This is a genomic window from Rhizobium sp. 01N447_2, from assembly GCF_056399245.1.
The window spans coordinates 1-25821 of the sequence record NZ_JBFTQY010000086.1 but is presented as its reverse complement, the minus strand read 5'-3'; the positions used below and the strand labels follow the sequence as shown (position 1 = coordinate 25821).

Genomic DNA, 25821 nt, shown 5'->3' with positions numbered 1-25821 from the left:
TCGATCACCTTCGGATGCTGGCCCATGCCGAGATAGTCGTTGGAGCACCAGACCGTGACTTCCTTTTGGCCATCCGCGGTGTAACGCGTCGCGCGGGGAAAATTGCCGCGGTGACGTTCGAGATCGGCAAAAACGCGGTAACGGCCCTCAGCATGAAGCCCGTCCAGCTCGTCTTTGAAAAACGCTTCGAAATCCATGTGCACGCTCCCTGTGTGATTCGAGCAGTACATTGCGGTGGTTGCGGCGTATTTGATCCTGATCAAGTTGGGTGAAAGCTGAGCACCAGCTGGCGAGCGCATCGGACCAGTCACGAGATGGCTGAAGAGGCTTCGACGAGCCGTCCGTCTTGAGACATGTCGGACCGATCGACGATCAAAGCCTCACGATGGATATTCTGCCCGCTTTGGAAGAGATCATCGCTGCCGAATGAGCGCGGCCTCTGCCAGCCGTGTTTGACCTCCATCAAGGAAACGGCATCGCCTATTGAGTATGTCGGTTTGGCGGGTCGGGATTTTCCCGTGTCAAGGGGGGAACTTGACAGAGGCTCGCTCGGTTTGGGGCGCAACACCGAGCGAGCCTCCTCGCGTCAATTCACCCTCACCAACGAGCGCCAGCCGAAGCCGCGCCGCCAGGCGCGGCCGGCAGTGCCGCAAGCTTGAGAACTTCGGGCGTCCAAAATCTGCGAGATTGTCTGTTTGAGGCAAGCAGTGATTTCACAAAATCCCTGCGAGAAGCGGGCTGAACACCAGCGGGTGCCCATAAGATGCATTATCGCCGCATATGCTGCGATATCCGCAAATTGGTGTCCGCGGATGTGCGGATATTGTTGGGCGCTTTAAACAGCATGAGGCGCTGTCTCAGCCCACCTCGGTCCCGGTCAGCCGAGCGATCTGGAGCCGGTCACGATAGGCGCCGACACCCAGGCTTTCGACCAGGGTGCGAACAGCCTTTTGCTTCAGCTCCGACTCGACGTTGCCATCGAGTGTCACCTGGCCGTTCCTGACGGTTACCTGGACCTTCTGGGGCGTTATCCCCAAATCCGACCTCAGGCGCGTTCGGACCGCCAGCCTTATCGATTCATCTCCTTTTGGCAGCGGTGCCGTCTGGGCATCGATGATCAGGCCGAGGATGTCCCTGCGGCTGACAATCCCGACAAGGCGCCCGTCCTCGACGATAGGCAGCCGCTTGATCCGGTGCGCCTGGAGGCTTTCGGCGATATCCGACACCTCGCTGTCGGGGCTCGCCACGATTACATCTTGAGACATGACATCGGCGACACACCAGCCATTGCTGGAAATATATCGCTCAAGATCAATCTCGGATATGATTTCGGGTGCACGGGCGGCGCGGGGAGCGAAGCGGATCTCTCTCCGCAACAGCAGATCGCCCTCCGTAAGCAATCCGCAGACGCGGCCTTCGTCGTCAATGACAGGAAGGCCGCTGACGTTGTTTTGCATCATGACAGCGACGGCGTGGCGTATACCGACCGCTGGACCGATCGACACCACGTTAGTGGTCATTATGTCCTTCGCCTGCATTGTCCTGCCTCGTTCATAGGAATTGTTGCTGCGACGACGATAGGACGACCGCGTCGAGCCGCCATTGATCTCCGTCAAATAGTGCGATCTCTGTGAAGCAGCTCGCTCAGCTTCGCCTGCTCATCCGCTGTCAGCTTGCTGCCAGTCGGCTTGCTCGCCACATCCATCATCGCCTGGTCGCGCCTGCGCGCGCCGATCACCGGTACGATGGAGTGGATGATCGATGTCACGAGCGCCGGCACCAGCGCATAATGGCCGATCTCGATGATCATGGCGTCGCCTTTGCCTCCTGGCCCTCCTTCCATAGCCCCTGGGCTTTGAGCCTGTCGGCCACATCCTTCGGCAAGTAGGTCTCGTCATGCTTGGCAAGCACGGTATCGGCGATGAAGACGTTGGTGCCTGTGGCAAACATGCCCTCGGTGACGACGCCTTGCCCTTCGCGGAAGAGATCGGGCAAGATGCCGGTATATTTGACCATTACGGCATTGGCGCTGCCGTCGGTGACGGCAAATTCCACCGTCGAACCGGTGTCGCGCACGACGCTGCCCTCGCCGACCAGGCCGCCGAGGCGAATGCGGGTTTCCGGCGCTACCGGCGTCTTAGCCAGATCGGCCGGCATGTAGAAATAGGCGACCGACTGGCTGAAGGCGAACATCACCAACAGCACGGCGGCTGCAATGAAGCCCATGCCTCCTGCGATCACCACCAGGCGCTTCTGCTTGCGTGTCATTGCGTCGGTCCCTCCGTCGCGATACCGAGTTCTCTGGCAAGCGCCAGCAATTGCCTGCCGTGTTCGCTATCGGCTGGGGGATCGGCACATTCACGCTGGTCAATTACGACACTTTGCCGATCCCGTTTTGTTGGTTCAGCATGCCTCCCGCAGCAGGTCGACGCTATCGACGAGGACGACCTTGCCTCTGACTTCGACCCCCGCCGGGGCGAGCGCCGCAAACGCGCGGGAAAGGGCTTCCGGCGCCAGTCCCAGTTTGCCGGCCAGGATTCGCTTCCGGTAAGGAAGGCGGAACGTGACCCGCGAGGTGGTGGCCGAGGCGAGGCAGCGGCTCATAAGGTAGTTTGCCACCCGCTGCGCGGCTGTGAGCAACCGGTCTCCCGCAATACAATCCATCGCGCCGAGCAGGTGCCTGACCATGATGCGCATGACGTTCCGGTGTACGACCGGATGTTGGTCGGCGAACGCCTGCAAGTCCGCAAGCGCAAACAGCGCGACCTCGGCCCCGTCGGCGGACCGCGCGCTATAAGCGTAGGACCCGCCCCCCGCGAGTAGATACTCTCCAAAGGTGTCGCCCGGCTCGCACACGCAGATATCCGCCTCGCGCCCGGCGGATTCCGATTTTGAAAGTCGGACAAACCCGTTCATGACGCAGTAGACGAACGATGCCTGTTGGCCCTCGGCTATGATCTTCTCGTCAGCGGCGAAGGTTCGAACCTCAGCCGTTGCGGTGAATTGTTCCACAGTCGCCTGATCCAAACCAGCAAACAGGTCAGACTGCAGAAGTACAGAATTTTTCGCAAGCATCCATCTTCCTTTCGTGTTTGGACCCAGTGTGCGGTCAGGGTTCTCGTTGATCGGTTTCGTCCTCGGCGAGGATTCGCCAGGCGGCGCCTTGAAGGTCGTCATACTGGCCGCTCTTCAGCGACCAAAGGAATGCCAGGAGTCCTATTCCTCCCATCAGCAGCGCGATCGGTATGAGATAGATCAACATGTTCATGCGGCTTTGACCTCCGCACTCCTGCCGATCCCTCCTCGAATGCGCATATCTGGACGCTTGCCAAAGGCGTTCAGGCGCAGGGCGTTCGTCACGACGATGATCGAAGATGTCGACATTGCCACCGCCGCTATTAGCGGCGTCGCCAATCCGGCGATGGCGATCGGCACCGCCAGAACGTTGTAACCGATGGCGAGAGCGAAGTTCTGGCGGATCAGGCTGGCGGATCGTCGCGCAACGGCGATCGCTTCCGGAACAGCGTCAAGGCGATCGTTGAAGAAAACCAGGTCGGCCGCCTGTCTGCCGATATCGGAGGCCGTGGCCGGCGCCATCGAGACATGCGCGGCAGCAAGTGCCGGGGCGTCGTTGATACCGTCGCCAACCATGAGCACGCGACGACCTTCGCCATTCAGCCTCTGGCATTCCTCGACCTTCTGTTTCGGAGTCAGAGAGCCCAAAGCCCTGTCGATACCCAGGGCATGCGCCGTATTGTCGACGACGGTCTGCCTGTCGCCCGACACGATCAGCGTTTCAAGGCCAGCTGCATCGAGCCGGACGATGGCCTCGCAAGCACCCGGACGAAGCGTGTCATCGAAGAAGAAGCGGGCAAGATCGACGCCATTCTTCGACAGGACCACTTCCGAGAACGGACTGTCGGCGGTGCGGGGCACGACGCTGGTTCCGCAGGCAAACGCCGCGTTGCCCAATCGATAGACATCCGCTCCGTTCCTGGCTTCCAGTCCCCCGCCGGGGATTTCCGTGACGATGTCGAAGGACATGAGGTCGGTTTCGGTGTCCCGTAGCAGGGCCCGAGAAAGAGGATGCCGTGAATGCGCGGCCAATCCACGGGCGATTGCGGTGGCGCTCTCGTCCATGGCGTCCACTCTGACAAGGCGCGAACTGCCCATCGTCAAGGTGCCCGTCTTGTCAAAGGCCACGGTGTCGGTCTCGGCCAGTCTTTCGAGTGCTGAGCCGTCCTTCACCATGATCCCCTTCCGGAAAAGCTCCCCCGCGGCGACGACCTGGACCACGGGTACGGCAAGACCCAATGCGCATGGGCAGGTAATGATCAGCACCGCTACCGCGACCAGCATGGCCTGTTTCCAGTCTCCGCCCAGGAGGCCCCAGGCAAGGAAGGAGACCAGCGCCAGCAGATGCACGACCGGGGAATAGAGTGTCGCAGCGCGATCGGCGATCCTGCGATAGCGAGCTCTTCCGCCCTCGGCGGCTTCCATGAGGCCGATGATCTCCGAGAGAAGCGAATTCTTGGCAATTCTCGTCGCCCGCAACACGAGCGAGCCGGTCAGATTCATCGCCCCGGAACTCACTTCGCTGTTGCTGGCGACGGCGACGGGGCTGCTCTCACCGGTGACGATGGAGAGGTCCAGGTCGCTTTCTCCGCTTACGACTATGCCATCGACGGGAACCCGTTCGCCTGCGGCTATCGAGATTTCATCCCCCGCCGCGATCTCTTCTACCGCAATGTAGCGTCGCGACCCGTCCGGATTGATCAGCAATGCTCCGCGCGGCGCCAGCCTTGCGAGTCCGTTGATCGCCGCCCGAGCCTTTTCCCGCATAACATGATCGAGGGTTCTGCCGATCAGCAGGAAGAAGAGCAGCGAGACCGAAGCGTCGAACCACGCATGCTCGCCGTGATGGACGGTCTCCCACAATGAAACGGCATAGGAGAGCGTCACGGCGAGTGAGATCGGAACGTCCATGTTGGTGCGCCCGTGCCGGAGCGCATTCCAGGCCGATTTGAAGAAGAAGCGCCCCGCATAAACCAGCGCGGGCGCTGCTATCATCGCCGAGATCCAATGAAACATGTCGCGCGTCGCGGCATCTGCGCCCGACCAGACCGATACCGAGAGCAACATGATGTTGGCAGCCGCAAAACCGGAAACGCCGATCGCGAGGAGAAGCTGATTTCTGGTCTTGTCGTTCTCGGGAGCTGAGGGGGTGAAGAGATGCGCGCGATATCCGGCCGCGTTGATCGCTGCGAGGATCTTGGACGGATCGGTTGCGCCCGTCTCGGTCTCATCCTGGTAGACGCAGGTCACCCTTCGCGCCGTGAGATTGACTCGCGCTGTCTTGACGAAGGGAAGCGTCAACAACGCCCTTTCGATGGTCGAAATGCAGCCGCCGCAGTGGACGTCGGAAACGCTCAGGTCCAGCTGGCGCAATCCCTCGCCGAGCGGCTGGCTGGCAAGGCGGACCTCTTCGGCACTGAATGATGTCGCGCTGAGGGCAAGTACGCTTTCCGCGTCCATGGTACAGCAGGTCATTGGTCTAACTCCGCGGTATCGATGCGTTTTGCCTCATGCATGACGACCACGCCGCCGTTTCGCGAGATGGCCTCGACGATCCAGTCACCTTCGGCTAGATCATGCTCCGCTTCGAACCGCCCCGCGGCTGTCTTCCTGAGCGTAAGGAGGAAGTCCTCGTGGTCTCCGACGGGCCGTTTGAAATTCAGAACGACGTCGTCGACGATCGCAGGCGATCCGCTCTTGTCGTGAATGTCGTAGCGGATCTCGTGCCCCTTTATGGAGAGGTTGCCCTCGATGCCGGAAGCGGCCATTGCCTTCATCGCCGCCGCTTTGCGGTTGAACTCCTGACTGGCGACATAGGTGTTTTCCACGACCAGACCGCTCCAGCTGGAGGAGGCATAGAAGGCCATGGTGACGTTCACCGCGATCACCACGCCAAAGAATGCCGAGGTCGCAAGCAGCATATGCAGGCCTGTAAAACCTTGAGCGGAGGTCTTCATTTGATGTCTCCCGGTGCATTGAACGCCGCGCGGTAGGTTGCCCGATCGGCATGATCGGAATCTTCGATAACGAACAGAAATTCATTGATCGCCGCTCCGGTAGGCTTGCGCGTAACGAAGACCTTGAGCGTTGTGGCCGCGTCGGGTTCGGCATGGACTGTAAAGCTGCGAGCGTCTTCCTTGCCGAACTCGGGAATGCGCATCGTCGCCCCCTCCAGCCCGACCAGGCTTATGTTCACATCCCTCGGCGTCGGCACCATGTTCAGGACACGAAGCGTGTAGCCATTCCGCAGAGAGCCGTCGCTTTCCAGAACATATTGGGGGTTTCGGTCGTGAACGACGTTGAGTTCAAGGCGCTCCCGAAAGGTGAGATGGACGAGCATGGCCACGCCGACAGACGCCCAGGCGACTGCGTAAAACACGGTTCTCGGACGAAAGATGATACGCCAGTTGAAGTGCCGGATCGCCGGAACGAAGGTGCCATCCTCGTTTCGAACCCTGGATGGCTGGACGGCCGTTCGTCCTTCCTCCGTGGCAAGCGACATGTTGCCCGAGTATTCGCTCAGCGTGGCGTAGGCGATCAGGCCGCGAGGCTTTCCGAGCTTGTCCATGACACCGTCGCAGGCGTCGATGCAGAGCGCGCATGTGATGCACTCCATCTGCTGTCCGTCGCGAATGTCGATTCCCATCGGACACACCGCGACGCAGGCATTGCAATCCACGCAATCCCCGACCGATAGGCCATTGACTAAAGCCTTCTTGGCGTGACGCGACCGCTGCTCGCCCCGCCAGTCATTGTAGGTGACGACGAGAGAATTTTCGTCGAGCATCGCACCCTGGATGCGTGGCCATGGGCACATATAGGTGCACACCTGCTCTCGCATGAGACCGCCGAGCACATAGGTCGTCGCGGTAAGGATGGCGACGGTGGTGTAGGCGGCTGCAGGCGCGCGACCGGTGAACAGCGAAACAAGCAGGTTCGGCGCGTCGGCAAAATAAAAGATCCACGCTCCGCCCGTGACGACGCCGATCAGCAGCCAGATCGAATGTTTGACGACGCGCTTCCTCAGCTTGGCAAAGCTCATGGGACCAGCGTCAAGCTTCATTCGCGCGTTTCGATCGCCTTCGATCGCACGTTCGACGACGAGAAAAAGATCAACCCAGACTGTCTGCGGACAAGCGTAGCCGCACCATGCGCGGCCAACCGCGGAAGTGACGAGAAACAGCCCGAACCCTGCCATGACGAGGAGACCCGCTACATAATAAAATTCCTGAGGCCAGATTTCGATGAAGAAAAAGAAGAAGCGCCGTGAAGAAAGGTCGATGAGGATTGCCTGGTCAGGCGCGTAAGGACCGCGATCCCAGCGAATCCATGGCGCGAGATAGTAGATGCCGAGCGTAATCAGCATGACGATCCACTTGAACCGACGGAATCGTCCCTCCGCACGCTTGGGAAAAACCTTCTTCCGAGGTGCGTAGAGAGGCTGCCGGTTGCGACGGGCATTGACCGGCTCGACATTGAGCCGCTCGATGTTATCGGGATCTGGTGCAGTGTAGAGGTTCATGGGACCTATCCGATTTCACCCGCCCTTGTCCCATCTGCCGCGCATCCGTTCCTTGATGCAGATCAAGAGGCAAGGCCTTCCCGCGAAAGGAAAAGGCCACGCCCTGGAGAGAGGGCGTGGCCTGGAGGAGCTACGGGGGAACAACCACCGCTAGCGGCTTGTCTGCTCGTGGTCTTTGAGGCAGGTCAAACTGACGATCGAACTGCCGATCTTTGCCGGGTCGTCCTGATCGGAAGGGGGCGGCGTGGCCTTGGCGCGCGCCGACACACGCGATCGTATGATGGCGCGCGGCGTGCCATAGAGATCGAGGATCGGGTTGTGGCCGTGAGCTGCCATGGCTTTTCTCCTCACGTCCCGCCGCCAAGCGAATGCACGAAAATGGTAAGTTCCTTGACCGTCGTATCGCCGAGACGCCCTGCCCAGGCGGGCATGACGCCATGTTTGGGAGAAGCGACTTGACGAATGATCGCATCCTCGCCGCGTGCCTTCAGCCAGATCGCATCGGCGAGATCCGGCGCGCCCATTTCGGCTTTTCCTTTGGCGTCGTCGCCGTGACATGCGGCACAGTTATCGACGAAGACCTGTTTTCCGGCCTCTGCGAGACCGGGGTCCGACGGTGTATTGGTCAGTCCCCAGACGTAAGCCGCGACCTGCCTTGTCTGGAGGGGATCCAGAACATCGGCAAAGGGCGGCATCTCGGAAGCATGAGTGTCCGTATCCCCGTCGAAGCGAATCCCATGCGCGATCGTCGCCTGGATGGCATCCAGGTCTCCGCCCCACAGCCAATCGTCGTCGTTGAGGTTCGGAAATCCCGGGCCGCCGCTTGCTCCCGAGCCATGGCATGTCGCGCAGTTCACCTTGAATGCAGATGCGCCGCCGGCGACCGCAAATTCGCGAAGGGCAGAATCGGAATCGATCTCGTGCACCGTCTTGGCGGCGATCAGATCATGAAGCGTCGTCTGCGATGCCTTGGCCTGATCCAGGTTCTGCTGCAGCTCGGCGCGGCTGGAATAGCCCAGCATGCCCTTCGTGGCGTCGGTCATCATCGGGATCGCCGGATATGCGATTGCATAGCCCAAAGCCCAGACAATGGTGGCATAGAAGGTCCACACCCACCAGCGGGGCATCGGATTGTTGAGCTCGCGGATGCCGTCCCATTCATGTCCGGTCGTTTCGACGCCGCTAAATTCATCGATATGTTTTTCCGGCATCTCAATCATCCTTCAAGGGAATATCGGCGGCCTCTTTCGCCGTTTGCTTGTTGCCTGGGCGAAGGGTGAACACAACGACGCCGACGAAGAATGCCGCCATTGCCAGGAGGCCCCAGCTGTCGGCGAAGTGTCTCATTGCAGTGTAGGTTTCCATGGATCACCTCATCGGTAGCCGGTCGCGTCGTCGTAGGTCGAGAAATCGACCAACGTTCCGAGCATCTGCAAGTAGGACACCAAGGCATCCATTTCGGTCAGCGCAGCAGGATCGCCGTCGAAATCGCCGGTCTTCGCCTTCGGATAGCGGGCAAGCAGGGCCGTCGTATCTGCGTTCGGATCGGCTTGGGCCATCATGTCGGCCTCCGCGTTCGCCAGCATGTCGTCGTTATAAGGCACGCCCACATCCTCGTTGGCCTTCAGGTCCATTCCCACGTCCTTGACCGTCACCCTCCGCTCTTTGAGGAAGGCGTAACTCGGCATGATCGACTCCGGCACCACTGCCCGTGGATCCGCGAGATGCTGGACATGCCATTCGTTGGAGTAGCGTGCGCCGACACGGGCCAGATCCGGCCCGGTTCGCTTGGATCCCCACTGGAAAGGATGATCGTACATGGACTCGGCCGCGAGCGAGTAATGGCCGTAACGTTCGACCTCGTCGCGGAACGGCCTGATCATCTGGCTGTGGCAGAGGTAGCAGCCTTCGCGGATGTAGATGTTCCGGCCGGCCAATTCGAGCGGCGTATACGGCCGCATGCCTTCCACCTTTTCAATCGTGTTCTGCAGGTAGAACAGCGGTGCGATTTCGACGATGCCGCCGATGCTCACGACGAGCAGCGAGCCGACGAGAAGAAGCGTCGCGTTCTTCTCGAGGATCTGATGTTTATCTAGTATCGATGCCATGTCTCACCTCATTCGGCAGGCTGTGGTTGGGGCACGAAAGTGGTTGGGATTGCAGCTTCGTCGCGCAGGTGGCCGCGGATCGTCATGAACACGTTCCAGGCCATGACGAGACCTCCCGCCAGGTAAAGCGTTCCGCCGACCGCGCGCAGCACGTAGTAGGGGAACATCGCCGCGACCGTCTCCGCGAAGGAATAGACGAGGAAGCCCTGGGAATTGTACTCGCGCCACATCAGCCCCTGCTGGATGCCGGCAACCCAAAGCACGGCGGCGTAGACGACGATCCCGAGGGTTGCGAGCCAGAAGTGCCAGTTGACCATCCGCAGGCTGTAGAGACGCTCGCGTCCCCACAGCTTCGGCGTCAGGTAGTAGATCGCCCCGAAGGTGATCATTCCMACCCAGCCGAGAGCGCCGGAATGCACGTGGCCGATCGTCCATTCGGTATAGTGGCTGAGCGAATTGACGGTTTTCACCGACATCATCGGGCCTTCGAAGGTCGACATCCCGTAAAAGGCGATGGCGACGATCATCATACGGATGATCGGATCGGTACGGATCTTGTCCCAGGCGCCTGAAAGGGTCATGAGACCGTTGATCATGCCGCCCCAGGAGGGCATCCAGAGCATTATCGAGAAAACCATGCCGAGCGTCTGGGCCCAGTCGGGCAGCGCCGTGTAATGCAGATGATGCGGGCCGGCCCAGATGTACATGAAGATCAGCGCCCAGAAGTGGATGATCGAGAGCCGGTATGAATAAACCGGTCGGTTGGCCTGCTTCGGCACGAAGTAGTACATCATGCCCAGGAAGCCGGCGGTGAGGAAAAAGCCGACGGCGTTATGGCCGTACCACCATTGGGTCAGCGCGTCCTGGACGCCCGAGAAGACAGAATAGCTCTTGGAGCCAAGGAACGAGGCGGGAACCGCTAGGTTGTTGACCACGTGCAGCATCGCAATGGTGACGATGAAGCCGAGATAGAACCAGTTTGCCACGTAGATGTGCGGCTCTTTGCGCTTCAGGATCGTTCCAAGATACACGGCGAGGTAGGCGACCCAGACGATGGTCAGCCAGAGGTCGACGTACCACTCGGGTTCGGCATATTCACGGGCCTGGGTGATTCCGAGAACATATCCGGTCGCAGCCATCACGATGAAAAGCTGGTAGCCCCAGAATACGAACCAGGCCAGGCTGCCGCCGAAAAGACGTGCGCGACAGGTGCGTTGCACCACGTAGAACGATGTCATGATGAGGGCATTGCCGCCGAAGGCGAAGATGACTGCCGACGTGTGAACGGGCCGCAGCCTTCCGAAATTGAGATAGGGGGCGATGTTGAGGTCGGGAAAGGCCAGCTGCAGCGCAATGACCACGCCAACCAGGAAGCCGACCACGCCCCAGAATACCGTGGCGATCAGGCCATACCGGATCACCTCGTCGAAATAGCCTGATATATCGACTTTCCGCCGTTGGCCTGCCGGCGAAAAATCAACGTTCCTAACCAGCAGAGCAGCCCCCACGGCGAGGCAGAAGCAAAGTATGCCCATATGGACCGCAAAGAGATGATCATGTGCGAATGCGGCTCCTAGCAGCGCTAGAAACGCCGCGACCGCGATCACCATCGTTTCCGTTGTGTAATTCATGATGTCGTCCCCAGTGCGCCGACGACCGCGTCGCGGCCGGCTTTCTCGCCAGGACTGTCACGAAGCCGCGAATTGCTCCTTGATCTACATCAACGAGAGGACACCAAGACGGGGCGAACCGCCGCGGTTACAAACTGTTACAAACTTTCACCGGTTAGCACTGTCCGATCATTCCGCTGTGACGCAGAGGCGTTCCAATGTGCCGACTGACAACGAGGAACACGACGATGCTGATGCAGAAAAACCAGGTGTTCGAACATGCCGAAATCACGAACGAGGCGATCCACGCCGGTCAATCTCTGTCAGCGCTCTTCCTCACCTCGGCGACGGAACTCGTTCCCGCCGGGAGAGYCATCTGCTGGGAAGGCGACGAGGCGAAACATCTTTTCCAGCTCGTAGAGGGGGTTGTTCGCCTCTATCGCATCGTCGGCGACGGTCGCCGTGTGATCACCGGGTTTCAATTCGCCGGCGACCTCATCGGCGCATCGCTGCAAGGCGATTTCCTTTTCACGGCGGAGGCGGTTACCGAATGCAAGATTCGCCGCGTATCCCGAAAGAGCTTCGACGACGACGTCGCCCGGTCGGATGCTCTTCACACCGAATACATCTTCCTGCTCTGCCGTGAGATGTCTGCGGCACATGAACAGATGGTGCTGCTCTCGAAGAAGAACGCCGAGGAGCGCCTGTGCAGTTTCATCGCTAAGCTCGCATCTCGCCGCAATCTTCAGGCGCGGCAAAGCGTGTTGCGCGTCCCTATGAGTCGGCAGGACATTGCAGACCATCTCGGTCTGACCATTGAAACCGTGTCGCGCACCATCACCAGACTTGCATCCCGAAACGTCGTCATTCCCGAGGGCAGACATGACTTGCGAATCGTCGATCTCGCCTGCCTTACGCGGTTGTCCGGCGACGCTGATGATTTTTCGGAGGAATCCTGTCATAGGGTCAGCTTGCACTGATGCAACGAAGCCGCAGGATCGACGTTCATGCCCCACCGCCTCGTATCGCCGAGAACCGTGTCGTCCCAGGAGTTGGATGCGATGGTGCACGTGCTGGACGGAGCTGACATCCTGATCCATCGGTTTGACGGAACCATCACGCATTGGTCCATCGGCTGCGAGAACATGTACGGCTGGGCAAGAGAAGAGGCCGTCGGGGAGAAGGTGCACGAACTGCTGGCGACACAGTTCCCCGAACCGGTGGAAAACATCCGCGAACAGTTGAAATCGCGCGGCTTCTGGCAGGGTGAAACCACTCATCGTCACAAGAGCGGGCATGACATTCATGTCGCGTCTCGCTGCGTGCTGGTCAATCTGCCGGATGGGGACCTTGCCGTCATAGAGACAAACAGCGACGTCAGCGCATTGAAACGCTCTCAAGAGGTGGTCAAATCCCGCGAAGCGCATCTGAGTTCGATCCTCGACACCGTGCCGGACGCCATGGTGGTGATTGATGACAAGGGAGTGGTGCTTTCGTTCAGCAAGGCTGCCGAAAAGCTGTTTGGAATGTCTTCAGACCAGATTTGCGGCCGCAACGTCAGCAGCCTGATGCCGAATCCCTACCGCGATGCTCACGATGGCTACATCGATCATTATCTCGATACGGGTGAGAAACGCATCATCGGCTACGGGCGCGTCGTCACCGGGAAACGGGCTGACGGGTCCCAGTTTCCGATGGAACTCCACGTCGGCGAGGCGACGGCGAACGGAGAGCGTATATTCACCGGTTTTATCCGCGATCTCACCAGCCGTTACAAAATCGAGGAAGATCTTCGTCAATCGCAGAAGATGGAAGCTGTTGGCCAGTTGACCGGAGGCATCGCGCATGACTTCAACAACCTCCTGACCGTCATCAGCGGCAACCTCGAAATGATCGAGGATAAGCTGCCGCCCGGCAGCCTTCGTGAAATTCTGGGAGAGGCTCAGGCCGCGGCGGCGGACGGAGCGGTGCTCACGGCTCAACTGCTGGCTTTCGGCCGACGGCAGCCGTTGAATCCAAAGCACGCAGATCTTGGTCAGCTTGTGAGCGGCTTTTCGGATCTGCTCCGGCGAACGCTCAGCGAAGATATCAGGTTGTCGACCGTCATCGATGGATCAGGCCTGAACGTCCTTGTGGATAGCTCGCAGCTCCAGAACGCCATTCTGAACATCGCTTTGAACGCAAGGGACGCCATGCCCAAGGGCGGCAGTCTCACGACGACGATCTCGCGGGTCCATCTCGATGCCGACTATGCGAAAATGTATCCGGAGCTGCGCAGCGGCAACTTCGTGCTCGTCACGATGACGGATACCGGTTCCGGTATGACCGAGGAGGTCAAGAAGCACGCGATAGAACCATTTTTCACGACTAAGGACGTCGGCTCGGGCACAGGTCTCGGGCTCAGCATGGTCTATGGTTTCGTGAAGCAATCGGGTGGGCATCTCCAGCTTTACAGCGAGGTGGGGCGCGGCACGACAGTCCGGATATATCTCCCCGCCATCAATGGCGCGAAGCCTCAAGAGCCCGCACCGGACCATGGCTCCGGTGACAACCAACTGCCGCAAGGGGACGAAGTGGTACTGGTCGTCGAAGATGATGCGCGTGTCCGCCGCGTGGCCGTCGCCAGGCTTGCGTCGATGGGCTATACGGTGCGTGAAGCCGAAAACGGTCACCGCGCGCTTGGTCTCCTGAAAGCAAATACTGACGTCGCACTCCTCTTTACCGACATCGTGATGCCGGGCGGGATGACGGGTGACGAACTCGCAAAAGAGGTGCGCATTTTGCGGCCGGACATTGCCGTGCTCTTCACGTCGGGATATTCCGAACCGGGTCTCGCAGGCAATGATACGGTTCCGGGCGCGCAATGGCTGCGTAAACCCTATACCGCAAAGGAGCTGGCTTTGCGGGTCCGCGAACTTCTCGACGCGAAGTGACATCCAGGGTGACCATTCTGATTTTGCATCTTCGCCGGCGCGACGCGCGAAGTGCGCGCTTTCTCCCGCATTTGACGAGCATCAAAGAACCGGGGTCCGGCATGTCTTAAAAGATGTTCGCGAGTCTAAATCAGACCTCGCGGAACAGGAGATATGCAAATGCGTTTGAAATTCGGTCTGATCGTTGCAACGGCAGCCCTGATCGCTTCGGCTGCACCGTTGATGGCTGCCGACCACCAGGTTCAGATGCTGAACAAGGGCACCGACGGTGCGATGGTGTTCGAGCCCGGCTTCCTGAAGATCGCTCCCGGCGACACCGTAACGTTCATTCCCACGGACAAGAGCCACAACGTCGAGACGTTCAAGGGGCTCATCCCCGACGGCGTTTCCGAGTTCAAATCCAAGCCGAGCGAGCAGTATCAGGTGAAGTTCGACATTCCGGGCGCATATGTCTTGAAGTGCACGCCACACGTGGGCATGGGCATGGTTGCATTGATCCAGGTCGGCGATAACCCGGCTAATCTTGAGCCGATCAAGATCGCCAAGGTGCCGAACATGGTGCGCAAGAGGCTGGATGCCGATCTCGCGCGAATCACCCAGGCTCAGATCACTCAGTGATTGAATGACAGGTGCGGACGGCGCCGCTTGCGCGCCGTGCCGCAGCACGACGAGAACCATCATCGTCAAGCCCGCGGCAATTGGTTCGTGAATCTTTGGCAGCGCGCTGCTCAGGCCGTTTCCGTCTGAGCAGTCATGTTGGGCGAACGCGACGCCGGTTCATCCTCCATTGCCCGTTGAAGCAGCCTGATGATCTCCCGTTCCGACTTGATATGCCTGCGCAGCGAACAGAAGAACAATCGCAGCTGATACCCTACTGCTTCCCAGGAGAGCCGGCAGCGCCCCTCGCTCAGAGTTTCCAGCGTGAAGACGACGTGCTGCGCCGCATCATGATCGAATAGACGACCGGCGTGCCGGCGTTCCCTTGCATCGGCCAGCTCTTCGACCTCCATGACCAGTCCGAGTGCGGGCGAGATCGAGCGCTCTTCGAGCTGGTGTGTCGTCAGCAACAGCGGGATCAGACCGCGTGAAATACGGCCGCAGAGGCCTTCATCGATATGGCAAGGCAGAAAGTCGGCAATTGCCTGCAGCACGTCGCACCACGACATAAGCTGATCATAGCAGCTTTCGAGTTCTTCGAAGCTGTTCAGGATTGGGTTGTTCATCCTATTACCTCTGCAGGGACAAGCCGGCGGGCGATCGCCATGGCGGCAGGAACCGCGCAGACAACGCCCATTCGTTGCAGGACACCGGTCTGGCAGGGGTGATTGCAAATAGGACGATCAGGGATGTTGCTCTCGATAGCCCGGTCTGCGCACCAGTCATCACGGTCTCCTTTCACCCGAACCTAGGCTGTCTGATCGATGGGCTCTTTGCGCTCGATCAAAGAGATAGCGGGATACATCTCGCGACGGCATTCCTGTCCTGAAGGCGGACCGCCGAACAAGGTTGGTTTCTCGATCAAGCGGCCTTGCTGTGCGTGCGCCCGTGTGAACCGAAATACGCGTCGAATGCCGCAGCAACGGCGCGGACCATGAACCGTGCGTCCTGAGACACGACAATCCGATCTCCGGAGATCGTCGCGACGCCATCGGCGACGAGGTCGTTGAGCCGCTCGTTTCGCTCGATGAGGAATTCGATGTCAAAACCCGACTCCTTGCTCAATCGTCCGAGATCGACTTCGAAATCACACATAAGCCGCTCGATTATTTTGGCCCGAAGCTTGTCCTCTTCAGTCAGAAGATATCCCTTGGCTGTCGGCAGGATGCCGGAAGCAACCCGCTCTTGATACAGACCCAATGGCACATGGTTCTGGATGTAACCACTCGGCAATCGCCCGATCGCCGAAGCACCGAGGCCGATCAGCGTATTGCAATCATCTGTGGTGTAGCCTTGGAAATTCCTTCTCATCGTGCCGTTGCGCGCGGCGACCGCGAGTTGATCGTCCGGCAGCGCAAAATGATCGAGCCCGATGCGCGCATATCCGGCCTTAACAAGCTCTTCCGCGATGGCTTCGGCCTGCTCGTTTCGCTGCTTTGCATCCGGAAGCGACGCTTCATCTATGAGGCGCTGGTGCTTCTTGAAGGCCGGTATGTGCGCATAACCGAAAACGGCGAAACGCTCCGGACGCAGCTGCGCGGCCAGTCTGACGGTTTCGACGCAGGATTGCACGGTCTGGTTCGGAAGGCCGTATATCAAATCGAAGTTGATACTGGAGATGCCCACGGAGCGTAGCCCGCTGACCGCAATCTCCGTCTGCTCGAAAGATTGCATTCGGTTGATCGTGGCTTGCACGATCGGGTCAAAGCTTTGAACGCCGAGGCTTACGCGATCGACACCGCTTTCGCCCAGCGCTTCGATCATCGGAACGGTCAATGTGCGTGGATCGATTTCAACCGCGATGCTCGCATCTGCCTCAAACCTGAACGCACTCCGCAGCTTTGACATTATTGCGGCAAACTCCTGCGGCTTCATGATCGTAGGGGTGCCGCCGCCAAAATGAACGTTCTTTACGGGGACCTCGTTACCGGCAGCAAAGGATACAAGCTCGATCTCCTGGCTCATGACATCCAGGTATTCGCGAACCGGGCCATCCTGCCGTGTGATGCTCGTGTGACAACCGCAGTACCAGCACATCGAGCGGCAGAATGGGACATGGAGATAGACGGAGACGGGTCCGGCTTTTCCGATGTTTGCGAGACCCCTCGCATATTCATCCGGTCCCACAGCGGCTGAAAAGGCTGGCGCCGTTGGATAGCTCGTATAGCGCGGGAACCGCGCGTCGCCATACTTGGCGACCAGACAGTCGGACATTGTCGCATCCTTTGACAAAAACAGGACGGTTATGATGTCGAACCGCGCGACCTTCCTTGTTCTAGGTCAATGTTGGAATCCATTCGTGAAATCGGCGCGCATGCTGGTTCGCGCTCAAAGTCGCCCCAGCCCTGATCCATCGGTTGCAGGCGAAAGCATACCGGCACCGTCGCCATGGCCATCAGCTCCGAGAGTTGTCGCACGGCAAATGATGTCGAGTTGACCGAGGTCAAAGTGTCTCTGCGCCGATGTCGTAGCTTGGAGAGAATTTGGGAGCACCAATGGCCAGCAGCCGTTCATGCAACGCAGGTTTCTGCTTAGAGGAGATGAAAGTGCCGCACGATGTCGTCACCGCAAGCCTGAATGCGCGAGATAAGTCGGGGCGCATAGATGTGCGTTTCGGCGCAGACATGAAAACGGTCGTTGTCTCCAGGCGCGCACTGCTATCCGTAGCCTCGCCACCTCGCGCAACCGAAGTCCGCTTTCTTCAGCACGTCGACGCGTTCTGTGAAATCGTGGCGAGCGGCCTCGGTTCAAAGAAGTCCGGCAGCGAGGTGGTCCTGGTCACGGCAAACGACGTCCGCAGATGGCGCCGCGCGTGGCAATCGTCCGAAGTGGCGGCGGGGATATAAACTGCACCGCCCGATGCCGCGTCATTGAAGCGCGTCGCGATCTTTCAGATTCGCTCTTCGCGCTTTAAGTCTTTGTTTTTCCGCATGTCGTTGTCGCAAAACCGCTGCACACTTTTGCGCGATATGCTTTAGGCGTTCTGGCTTTCGTCACTTCGGGATCATTGGCGCTGCCTCCCGGCGTAACCGATCAAGCCGCGTTCGTCGCCACATATTCAGCATCGTCGCCGGAGAGCTGCACGAGTGTCGCGTATTTCATGATGCGCACGCAATGGCGGCCGGCCGCCATCAGGACCCCCTTAGTCGTCAGCTTCGTCATCGTTCGCGAAACCGTCTCGATTGTCAGGCCGAGATAGTCGGCCATGTCGAGCCGCGTCATCGGCAGCTCGACGATGGCATTGGACCGGCAATGATCCGGGTCACGGCGAAGCTGCTTCAACAGGAAACTGCAGAGCCGCTCCTCGGCATCCTTGCAGGACAGGAGCACCATCTGATCCTGGGCGGCGGCCATCTCGTCGCGAAGCCGGGCGAAGACCTCCGGCCGCAGCTCCGGCGAGTTGCTGACTTCGGCCTCGAAAGCCTTGCGTGAGAAACGGCGAACCTTGGTATCGGTGACTGCCTCGGCACTGTAGAGATAGTGGTTCTTCAACGATACGCCGACGATGTCGCCGGCATGGAGGAAACCGGTGATGACCCGGCGGCCATCGGAGATGATCCTGAAGATGCGCAGGTTCCCCTCAACCACTTCAAAGAGGTGCTTGGCGACGTCGCCCTCGAAGAACAGTGACTGGCCAGCGGCCAGATGTTCGACTGGCTGCTCTCTGAAAAGTGCCTGCAAGCAGTTCGGCTCGGAGCCGAGAAGCGCCGCGTTGGCGATCTCCAGAGCGGGGTGAAAATGGGTTGCCTGCAGCATGACCGTCCCTCTGTGCTGTCGATGAGGACAATTGACCGGCTTCTGGTGACACACCGATGCCGCGCGTGTTAAAGACGGTGCAATTCAGTAACAGTCTGTAACAAGCGCGGCTTGACGGATGGGCGATGGCAACACTTCAGCATGACGCGCATCTTCTCGTCGTTGACGACGATCCGCGCATTCGTCAGATGCTGACGCGCTATTTCGAGGACGAAGGTTACGCTGTCTCGTCCGCCTCCGACGGGATCGAGATGCGGGTACGCATGCGCCAGCAGAATTTCGATGCCATCCTGCTCGATCTTGTCCTTCCCGGCGGCGCGGACGGGCTTGATCTTGCCCGCGAAATTCGCGCCCAATCCGATGTTCCGATCATGATGCTGACGGGCCGCGACGACGTCGTCGACCGGATCGTCGGTCTGGAAATCGGCGCCGACGATTACATCGCCAAACCCTTCCACCTCAGAGAAGTCCATGCACGGCTGAAGTCGATCCTGCGTCGTCGGCAATCTTCGGCACGCAATGCCGAGCCGGTCAGCGAGGAAATCATCGGCTTCGAGGATTGGAAGCTCAATCTCAGTCGCCGCCAGCTTCTCGATCCCGAAGGTGCGGAGATCGAATTGACGACCGGTGAATTCGACATGCTGGCGACCTTCGTGCGGCATGCCGGCCGGGTGCTAACCCGTGACGTGCTGATGGATCTGACTCGGGGCCGAAATCTCGAAGCCTTCGACCGGACGATCGATGCCCAGATCGTCCGGCTGCGCCGCAAGATCGAAACAGATCCGAAGAGGCCGCAATTCATCAAGGCCGTGCGCGGCGTTGGCTACGTCTTCACCGCCAGGCTGGATGACGGTTTCAGAAAATGGTGACGCTTAAGGTMACTTCCTTCGTCAGTCCGCCGATGACCTCGTGAAGCAGTTTCATCGCTACCATGTTCTGGCGCTCGGGACAGGGATCGCGATCTCCTTGGCCCCGCACGTCTCTGACCCGTCGCACGAGGCGAGATCAGGCCGGCGTGCGCAGCAGGCCTTGATTGGCGTCAAGATTTGAACGCCGTCAACTCGAACGCCATCGAGGGCCGCTTGCGATGAATCAATGCGCCGCCGGGCGCCGTCTTCATCATCCCCCCGAACAAACATCGTGAAAGGATGATGGTCATGACGAACAAGCTGATGAAGGCGGCAGTGGTGCGCGAATTCGGCAAACCGCTCGCAATCGAATGCGTGCCTGTGCCTGTGCCCGGCCCGGGCGAAATCCTGGTGAAGGTCGTCGCATGCGGCGTCTGCCATACCGATCTGCACGCAGCGGAAGGCGATTGGCCTGTCAAGCCGACGCCGCCCTTCATTCCAGGCCATGAGGCGGCCGGCATCGTTGCCGCCCTCGGTCCCGGCGTTACCGAATTCAAGGAAGGCGATGCCGTCGGCGTCGCCTGGTTGCACGATGCCTGCCTTCGCTGCGAATATTGCGAAACCGGTTGGGAAACGCTTTGCGAACACCAGCACAATACCGGCTACAGCTGCAACGGCGGCTTTGCCGAATATGTCATCGCCTCCGCCGCCTTCGCCGCCCGCCTTCCCCAAAACGTCGACTTCGCCGAGATCGCGCCGATCCTCTGCGCCGGCGTCACGACGTACAAGGGCTTGAAGGAAACCGAGGCGCGGCCCGGTGAGTGGGTGGCGATATCGGGTGTCGGCGGCCTCGGTCACGTCGCGATCCAATATGCCAAGGCGATGGGCCTCAAGGTGGTCGCCCTCGATGTCGCTGCCGGCAAGCTCGACCTCGCCCCGCCAGGTCGGCGCCGATCTCGCACTCAATGCGCTGTCCGAAGACACAATCGAGAAAGTGCTGAAGGTGACGAGCGGCGGCGCGCATGGCGTACTTGTCACCGCCGTCTCGCCGCCCGCTTTCTCGCAGGCGCTCAGTATGGTGCGCCGCAAAGGCACCGTCAGCCTTGTCGGTCTGCCGCCGGGCAACTTCCCGACACCGATCTTCGACGTGGTGCTGAAACGCATCACCGTGCGTGGTTCGATTGTCGGAACGCGCCGGGACCTCGATGAAGCACTCGCATTCGCCATCGAGGGCCGTGTCCGGGCCGAGATCGCCAAGGCGCCGCTCGATGATGTCAACGATATCTTTGCCGCTCTCAAGGCGGGAACGATCGAGGGGCGCATGGTGCTCGACATCGCCGGGCAGGCGAGCGCATTCGCAACGCAGGGACAGTCCGCTGCCTAACGCATGTCGCGCAAAAGTGTGCAGCGATTTTGCGACAAACGACATGCGTAAAAACAAAGACCCAAAGCGCAGGGAGCGAATCTGAAAGATTGCGACGCGCTTTAGCCGGCCGCTGCGCAGCATCCCCGCCGCCGCGAGGCGGCGGGACACCGGCATTTCCGTCAGGCGCAGAACGGCTGTGCCGTAACATGCGTTGATCATTGATCTCATAGGGACGGCTGCAAGCGTTACCATGGCGACGCGCTGGCCGATCGGCAAAATGCCCTGTGCCGCTTCCCGCGTCCATGTCTGCCTGCCTCTTCAATTTTGACGTCGATCAAAGCATCCAGCTCTCATCGACGCTACCTTCTTCCCACTGGTTCAAGCGCGGCCGCCCTCCGAAGCGATCGATATCCAGCCAATGGTTTCGTCGGCAAATGCTGACCCATCCGAAAGCTTCGGAGCGCCACCGGCACGATCCCAAACTTGCCTTCATCAGGAGTTGAAAATGCTCGTTCAAGCCATCATGACCTCGCCGCCGATCACCGTAACGGCATCCTGCTCCGTTGCCGAAGCCGCGAAGCGAATGCTCGACAACAAGATCAGCGGCCTGCCGGTCGTTGATGCCAACGGAGCGCTCGTCGGTATCGTCAGCGAAGGCGATTTCCTGCGCCGTAGTGAGCTGAACACCGAGCGTAAGCGTTCCTGGCTACTCGAATGGCTGACCAGCCCGGGCAAGATCGCCGACGAATATGTCCGCACTCATGGGCGACGAGTCGAGGAGGTGATGACCGTGCCGGTCAGCGCGATCGCGCCAACCGCTTCCATCTCCGACGCCGTCAGGCTGATGGAGCGTCAGGATATCAAGCGCCTGCCCGTCGTCACCGATGGCAGGCTCGTCGGCATCGTTGCCCGCTCCGACCTGCTGCGCGCACTGTCGAAAGCTCTGCCGGCCGCCGCCGTTTCCGCAAGCGATGCGCAGATCCAGGCGGCGATCGACGCCGAGCTTGCCCGGCAGAGCTGGAGCCGTAACGGCTTCATCTATTGCCGGGTCACGAACGGCGTTGCCGAGCTGAGCGGCACCATCTTCGATGAACGCGAACGTCTCGCCGCGAAAGTCGCGGTCGAGAATGTCCCGGGCGTGACGTCGATCAAGGACCAGCTCGTCTGGGTCGATCCCTATTACGGCGTCGCAATCCCGCCGCCGGAGACCGAGGCCAAACAGGGCTGAACTCGAGGGAAAACCATGGAACACCCGGCTCTCAACGATCGCATGGCGCAACTGCTGGCAACGTCGATGCTCGCAATGACGGCAGCGTCCGCACTTCTCTTTCCCGACATGGAAAAACTCGTCGCCTCATCGGAAGGGTGAGGGGTCAGGACGTCAAATGCCGAAAAACCTGTTCGGTTTCGTACTCCTCATGGGTCGCCATCATCAGATCGCGATCGCCGCCCTTTCGATCCTCCTCTTCCTCGCCGGCACCGCGCCGCTTGAGGTGCAAAGGCGCATCATCAACGCGGCCACAGGGGGCGCTTCCTACCAGGCCATCCTGATTCTTGTTTTCGCTTACCTCGGCCTCGCCCTTCTGGAAGGTCTGACCAAGCTGGCGCTGAACCTCTATCGCGGATGGATCGGCGAGGTCGCGATCCGCTGGCTTCGCATGGGCGTGCTCGCCGCATCCGAGTGCTCTCACGAATCTCCCGTCGATGCACTCGCCGAAGGTGTCCAGCTTTCGATCGTCCTGGCCGAGGCGGAACCCGTCGGTGGCTTCGTTGGCACCAGCGTTTCGGAGCCCCTCCTGCAGGCGGGCATCCTGATTGCAGTCGGCGGTTACATGATCTACCTGCAGCCGCTGATGGCGCTTGCCGTCGCCGCCGTCTTCTTGCCGCAGATCGGCTTCGTGCCGCTGATGCAAATGGCGATCAACCGCCGGGTCGAGACCAAGATCACGGTGATGCGACACGTCAGCGAGGGGATGGTCCGGCACGTCGTCACCAGCGATGCTCTCGATGCCCAGAGCGGCCGGGTGCAGAGGCTATTCTCGACCAATATGAGCATCTACCGGATCAAGTTCACCATGAATTTTCTGATGAATCTGATGACGCAGGTCGGCTATGTCGGCATCTTCGCGCTCGGCGGCTATTATGTCGTCACTGGCAAGACCGAGATAGGCACGGTCGTCGCCTTCATCTCCGGTCTGTCCAAGATCACTGATCCCTGGGGGGAACTGGTCGACTGGTACCGCGACCTCAAAGTCACCCAGGTCAAATACGCCATGATCCGCGATGCGAGCGATGCCGCCACCACTTTACGGGGCGAAGGCGTCTACAGGGACGAAGTGCCGGCGTTGAGGCGGTGAAGGCTTGAATTGGTGGCAGGTCGCTTGCACGAGTATCTGAAGGCTGATTGGGATAAGCATGACATACGCAACGAGCGCTCTTCGTTTGGAATGCTTCGACCTGCGGCATTCTTCGTGTTGTACTCGGCATATTAGCAGTTCGTGGAGCAAATCTGTCCGAATGTCGCTGACAGCAGCTTGCGGATGAACGGCAACGATATAGGCGGCGCAGGTGCCTTCAGCGATGGATGGGCCGGCGCGTCTGGACCATCAGATGATGATATCATTGGTAACGACAGAAGCTTTCCAGCGCCTCAGCCTCGCGCTTGCGATCGGTATCCTGGTCGGCATCGAGCGCGGCTGGCAGGATCGTGAGGCCGCGCCGGGCAAAAGAGTGGCGGGGATCCGCACCTATGGCCTGTCCAGTTTCCTGGGCGGCTTCTGCGGTTTCCTGCAGCCCGTGACAGGGCCAATTCTGCCGACGGCTATCTTTGCTTCCTTTTGCGTCACAATTCTCGTTTTCAGCCGCATGCAGGCAACACATGACAAAGACTACAGCGCAACCGGTACCATTGCGGCAATAACGGTCTTCGCGCTGGGCTTCGGCGCAGTCGTTGCCGATATGACGGCGACGGCGGCAAGCGCTGTTGCAATAACAGCCCTTCTCGCCGCGCGGGAACCGCTGCATGGATTTCTTCGTCAATTGACCTGGCTCGAGCTCAGGGCGGCCCTGATTCTGCTGACGATGACGGTCGTCATCCTCCCGATCCTGCCCAATGAGCCGGTCGATCCCTGGCAGGCGATCAACCCCTTCGAGCTTTGGATGCTGACGATCCTGGTGGGAACTGTTTCCTTTGTCGGTTATATCCTGATCAAGCTCAGCGGTGCCCGCGCTGGAATCCTGTTGACCGGGGCCAGCGGCGGCATCGTCTCGTCGACAGCCCTGACGCTTTCCTTTGCCCGCCAGTCGACACAGATGCCTGCCCTCTCACCACTGCTTTCAGCGGGAGCGATGCTGGCGGGTGCCGTTTCCCTCGCCCGAGTGCTTTTGATTTGCGGCGTCATTGCACCGGCTGTTTTCAGAGAGCTGGCTCCATCGCTCGCGCCCGCTGCTGTGATCTTCGCCATGGGAGGCGGCCTCGCCGCATCGTTGCGGCGCCCGGATGACAGCACTGATTTCTTGCCGCGAAACCCACTTGAGGTGATGGTCGTGCTGCGTTTCGCGCTTGTTCTCGCCGTCGTGACGGTCCTGACACGCATGACCCTGATCGTCTTCGGAACTCAGTCGCTGGTCGCCCTTGCGTTCATCACGGGACTGGGCGATCTCGATGCGATAACACTTGCCGTGGCTAAACTGTCATCCATCCAGGTGCCGGCGGATGCGGCCGCTCGCGCCATAGCGGTCGCCGCATTCGCCAATCTGCTTGCGAAAGCTGTTCTTGCAGCAAGCATGGGGAGCATCGCCTATGCGGTTCGTTTCGCGATCGCCGGCAGTGTCGCGACTTTTGCCGGAATTGCCGGCTTGGTGCTGGCGTGAGCGCTTGTTCGCATAATCGACCATTGCCGATGCCGTTCGCCTTCTTGCCGAGCACGCCTTCTTTTCGATGCGTGTCGCATGTGTGGCAGCGAGAATTGCATTGTCTTGAGGCCATTCCAGATCTCAGCGCCCCTCCGTCCTCGCCAGCTCCAGATAGAATGTGTGACCATGCTTTGTCAGAGTATTGCGAAGCGATCCCTTGTGCAGCTCGGCAATCCGTTCGACGATCTTGAGGCCTATTCCGAGGCCGTCAGACCGATAAACCGGATCGGCAGGCGCTTGCTGTACCGACGCGACCCTGTCTTCGACCTCAACACACTTCGTGCCGACCCTTACAACAATGTTTGTGCCATTTGGCGTGTGGCGCACCGCATTCTCTATCAGATTGCGCAACGCATCCTTCAATAAGGCCGGAACAGCCTTCACAAACACGTCGTGCGCTTGAATCGAAAGCTCAAGCGAGTGCTCGTTCTCGTAAACCCACGGCGCTAGCTGCGTAACGACCTCCGAGCACAACATGGCAAGATCAATCTCCTCGAACATTCCGTGATCGAACGAGTCCAGGCGAGCAAGTGCGGTAAGCTGACTGACGAAGTCTACGAGGTCGTCAAGGTCGGCTTCGGCTTTACGCGCCCTGGGATGATCGATGCGGCCGAGTTCGAGCTTGATCGCGGCAAGCGGGGTACGAACCTCGTGCGCGATACCCGACGTCAGTACCCTTTGGGATTTCATGAGTTCGCCGACGCGCTCAAAGGCGCGATTGACGGCTACGGCGAGATGAGCGACCTCACGCGGCATCTCCTGAAACGGCAGGTGGGACATGGAGTCCAGGGGATCAATCAGGTCTGCTGCATTGGCCGCCGCTTGTACGGGTTTCAGGGCGCGTCGCACGGACAGCAATGTCGCACCGAGAACAAGCACCAGAAGAATGCTCATCGGCACGATCATGTGCTCGAGAATCTCGTTCCAGAAGACTTCTGATATGACATTCTGTGGATCGCCCATCGTCGCTACGTCAACGACAATGCGCTGGTGGCCGACAAAAAACGCCCGCCCTCCGACCAATGTGAGCG

At 59.7% G+C, this 25821-nt stretch carries 25 protein-coding genes and 3 pseudogenes; 10 read left to right on the top strand and 18 right to left on the bottom strand.

Translation table 11 applies throughout. The features are described from left to right. The 14 genes and pseudogenes from AC1ECN_RS33795 to ccoN all read right to left on the bottom strand — a co-directional run. Window positions 1-197, bottom strand: a pseudogene (locus AC1ECN_RS33795) (5-aminolevulinate synthase); the annotation flags it as partial. A gap of 660 nt (window positions 198-857) precedes the next feature. Further along, window positions 858-1538, bottom strand: coding sequence for a CBS domain-containing protein (locus AC1ECN_RS33790; RefSeq protein WP_130673332.1), 681 nt, complete (start codon window positions 1536-1538; stop codon window positions 858-860). 74 nt (window positions 1539-1612) lie between these two features. Further along, window positions 1613-1810, bottom strand: coding sequence for a hypothetical protein (locus tag AC1ECN_RS33785; protein ID WP_130673333.1), 198 nt, complete (start codon window positions 1808-1810; stop codon window positions 1613-1615). Further along, window positions 1807-2268, bottom strand: coding sequence for a cytochrome c maturation protein CcmE (ccmE, locus tag AC1ECN_RS33780; protein WP_017992271.1), 462 nt, complete (start codon window positions 2266-2268; stop codon window positions 1807-1809). The genes AC1ECN_RS33785 and ccmE overlap by 4 nt, the downstream gene beginning before the upstream one ends. Before the next feature lie 135 nt (window positions 2269-2403). Continuing rightward, the gene (locus AC1ECN_RS33775) at window positions 2404-3075 is read right to left on the bottom strand and encodes a Crp/Fnr family transcriptional regulator (RefSeq protein WP_130673335.1); all 672 of its coding nucleotides are present in this window, start codon (window positions 3073-3075) and stop codon (window positions 2404-2406) included. Between the two features lie 34 nt (window positions 3076-3109). Further along, window positions 3110-3268, bottom strand: coding sequence for a cbb3-type cytochrome oxidase assembly protein CcoS (gene ccoS / locus AC1ECN_RS33770; protein ID WP_003549679.1), 159 nt, complete (start codon window positions 3266-3268; stop codon window positions 3110-3112). Continuing rightward, window positions 3265-5550 carry a cation-translocating P-type ATPase gene (locus tag AC1ECN_RS33765; protein WP_130673336.1) on the bottom strand — a complete coding sequence of 762 codons (2286 nt, stop codon included), beginning with the start codon at window positions 5548-5550 and terminating at the stop codon, window positions 3265-3267. Before AC1ECN_RS33765 ends, ccoS begins: the two co-directional genes overlap by 4 nt. Further along, window positions 5547-6032: a FixH family protein gene (locus AC1ECN_RS33760; protein WP_130673337.1), complete on the bottom strand. Its 486-nt coding sequence runs from the start codon at window positions 6030-6032 to the stop codon at window positions 5547-5549. The genes AC1ECN_RS33765 and AC1ECN_RS33760 overlap by 4 nt, the downstream gene beginning before the upstream one ends. After that, complete coding sequence (gene ccoG, locus AC1ECN_RS33755) at window positions 6029-7597, bottom strand: cytochrome c oxidase accessory protein CcoG (RefSeq protein WP_130673338.1); 1569 nt, start codon at window positions 7595-7597, stop codon at window positions 6029-6031. The genes AC1ECN_RS33760 and ccoG overlap by 4 nt, the downstream gene beginning before the upstream one ends. Window positions 7598-7747: 150 nt before the next feature. Beyond that, window positions 7748-7933: a hypothetical protein gene (locus AC1ECN_RS33750; protein ID WP_018481647.1), complete on the bottom strand. Its 186-nt coding sequence runs from the start codon at window positions 7931-7933 to the stop codon at window positions 7748-7750. Between the two features lie 11 nt (window positions 7934-7944). Then, window positions 7945-8808, bottom strand: coding sequence for a cytochrome-c oxidase, cbb3-type subunit III (ccoP, locus tag AC1ECN_RS33745; RefSeq protein ID WP_130673339.1), 864 nt, complete (start codon window positions 8806-8808; stop codon window positions 7945-7947). A 1-nt stretch (window position 8809) separates the two neighbouring features. Further along, window positions 8810-8962 (bottom strand): cbb3-type cytochrome c oxidase subunit 3, encoded by a 153-nt coding sequence (locus tag AC1ECN_RS33740; RefSeq protein ID WP_130673340.1) that lies wholly within the window; start codon window positions 8960-8962, stop codon window positions 8810-8812. An 8-nt stretch (window positions 8963-8970) separates the two neighbouring features. Beyond that, complete coding sequence (ccoO, locus tag AC1ECN_RS33735) at window positions 8971-9705, bottom strand: cytochrome-c oxidase, cbb3-type subunit II (protein ID WP_027690285.1); 735 nt, start codon at window positions 9703-9705, stop codon at window positions 8971-8973. An 8-nt stretch (window positions 9706-9713) separates the two neighbouring features. After that, window positions 9714-11336 (bottom strand): cytochrome-c oxidase, cbb3-type subunit I, encoded by a 1623-nt coding sequence (ccoN, locus tag AC1ECN_RS33730; RefSeq protein ID WP_018070434.1) that lies wholly within the window; start codon window positions 11334-11336, stop codon window positions 9714-9716. A gap of 227 nt (window positions 11337-11563) precedes the next feature. Here ccoN and AC1ECN_RS33725 point away from each other — a divergent pair, with 227 nt between their 5' ends. From AC1ECN_RS33725 to AC1ECN_RS33715, 3 genes are all read left to right on the top strand, one after another. Continuing rightward, the gene (locus tag AC1ECN_RS33725) at window positions 11564-12295 is read left to right on the top strand and encodes a Crp/Fnr family transcriptional regulator (RefSeq protein ID WP_477955429.1); all 732 of its coding nucleotides are present in this window, start codon (window positions 11564-11566) and stop codon (window positions 12293-12295) included. Between the two features lie 27 nt (window positions 12296-12322). Continuing rightward, window positions 12323-14248 carry a hybrid sensor histidine kinase/response regulator gene (locus tag AC1ECN_RS33720; RefSeq protein WP_130673342.1) on the top strand — a complete coding sequence of 642 codons (1926 nt, stop codon included), beginning with the start codon at window positions 12323-12325 and terminating at the stop codon, window positions 14246-14248. A 159-nt stretch (window positions 14249-14407) separates the two neighbouring features. Further along, window positions 14408-14866, top strand: a complete 459-nt coding sequence (locus AC1ECN_RS33715; RefSeq protein WP_130673343.1) for a pseudoazurin — start codon at window positions 14408-14410, stop codon at window positions 14864-14866. A 110-nt stretch (window positions 14867-14976) separates the two neighbouring features. On the opposite strand, the gene AC1ECN_RS33710 is transcribed toward AC1ECN_RS33715, so the two are convergent. Both AC1ECN_RS33710 and hemN read right to left on the bottom strand, forming a co-directional pair. Next, window positions 14977-15471 (bottom strand): hypothetical protein, encoded by a 495-nt coding sequence (locus AC1ECN_RS33710; RefSeq protein WP_130673344.1) that lies wholly within the window; start codon window positions 15469-15471, stop codon window positions 14977-14979. 295 nt (window positions 15472-15766) lie between these two features. Continuing rightward, window positions 15767-17119, bottom strand: coding sequence for an oxygen-independent coproporphyrinogen III oxidase (gene hemN / locus AC1ECN_RS33705; RefSeq protein WP_130673577.1), 1353 nt, complete (start codon window positions 17117-17119; stop codon window positions 15767-15769). Window positions 17120-17400: 281 nt separating this feature from the next. Between hemN and AC1ECN_RS33700 the strand changes: the two genes are divergently transcribed. After that, complete coding sequence (locus AC1ECN_RS33700) at window positions 17401-17751, top strand: hypothetical protein (RefSeq protein ID WP_130673345.1); 351 nt, start codon at window positions 17401-17403, stop codon at window positions 17749-17751. 158 nt (window positions 17752-17909) lie between these two features. On the opposite strand, the pseudogene AC1ECN_RS33695 reads toward AC1ECN_RS33700, so the two are convergent. Beyond that, window positions 17910-18661: pseudogene (locus tag AC1ECN_RS33695) on the bottom strand (Crp/Fnr family transcriptional regulator). Window positions 18662-18786: 125 nt separating this feature from the next. On the opposite strand from AC1ECN_RS33695, the gene AC1ECN_RS33690 reads away from it, so the two are divergent. The 6 genes and pseudogenes from AC1ECN_RS33690 (at window position 18787) to AC1ECN_RS33665 (ending at window position 24748) form a co-directional block, all read left to right on the top strand. Beyond that, a complete protein-coding gene (locus AC1ECN_RS33690) occupies window positions 18787-19530 on the top strand; it encodes a response regulator (RefSeq protein WP_130673346.1) in 744 nt (247 codons plus the stop codon). A gap of 288 nt (window positions 19531-19818) precedes the next feature. Beyond that, window positions 19819-20893: pseudogene (adhP, locus tag AC1ECN_RS33685) on the top strand (alcohol dehydrogenase AdhP). A gap of 487 nt (window positions 20894-21380) precedes the next feature. Next, window positions 21381-22103 (top strand): CBS domain-containing protein, encoded by a 723-nt coding sequence (locus AC1ECN_RS33680; RefSeq protein WP_130673347.1) that lies wholly within the window; start codon window positions 21381-21383, stop codon window positions 22101-22103. 15 nt (window positions 22104-22118) lie between these two features. Beyond that, entirely contained in the window at window positions 22119-22244 is a 126-nt protein-coding gene (locus AC1ECN_RS33675) for a hypothetical protein (RefSeq protein ID WP_281033848.1), read from the top strand. Between the two features lie 16 nt (window positions 22245-22260). Beyond that, a complete protein-coding gene (locus tag AC1ECN_RS33670) occupies window positions 22261-23232 on the top strand; it encodes an ABC transporter ATP-binding protein (RefSeq protein ID WP_130673348.1) in 972 nt (323 codons plus the stop codon). Window positions 23233-23485: 253 nt separating this feature from the next. Further along, window positions 23486-24748 carry an MgtC/SapB family protein gene (locus AC1ECN_RS33665; protein ID WP_024323151.1) on the top strand — a complete coding sequence of 421 codons (1263 nt, stop codon included), beginning with the start codon at window positions 23486-23488 and terminating at the stop codon, window positions 24746-24748. A 123-nt stretch (window positions 24749-24871) separates the two neighbouring features. Here the strand turns inward: AC1ECN_RS33665 and AC1ECN_RS33660 are convergent. After that, window positions 24872-25821 (bottom strand): sensor histidine kinase (locus AC1ECN_RS33660; protein ID WP_477955426.1); only part of this gene is annotated, 950 nt, incomplete at its 5' end.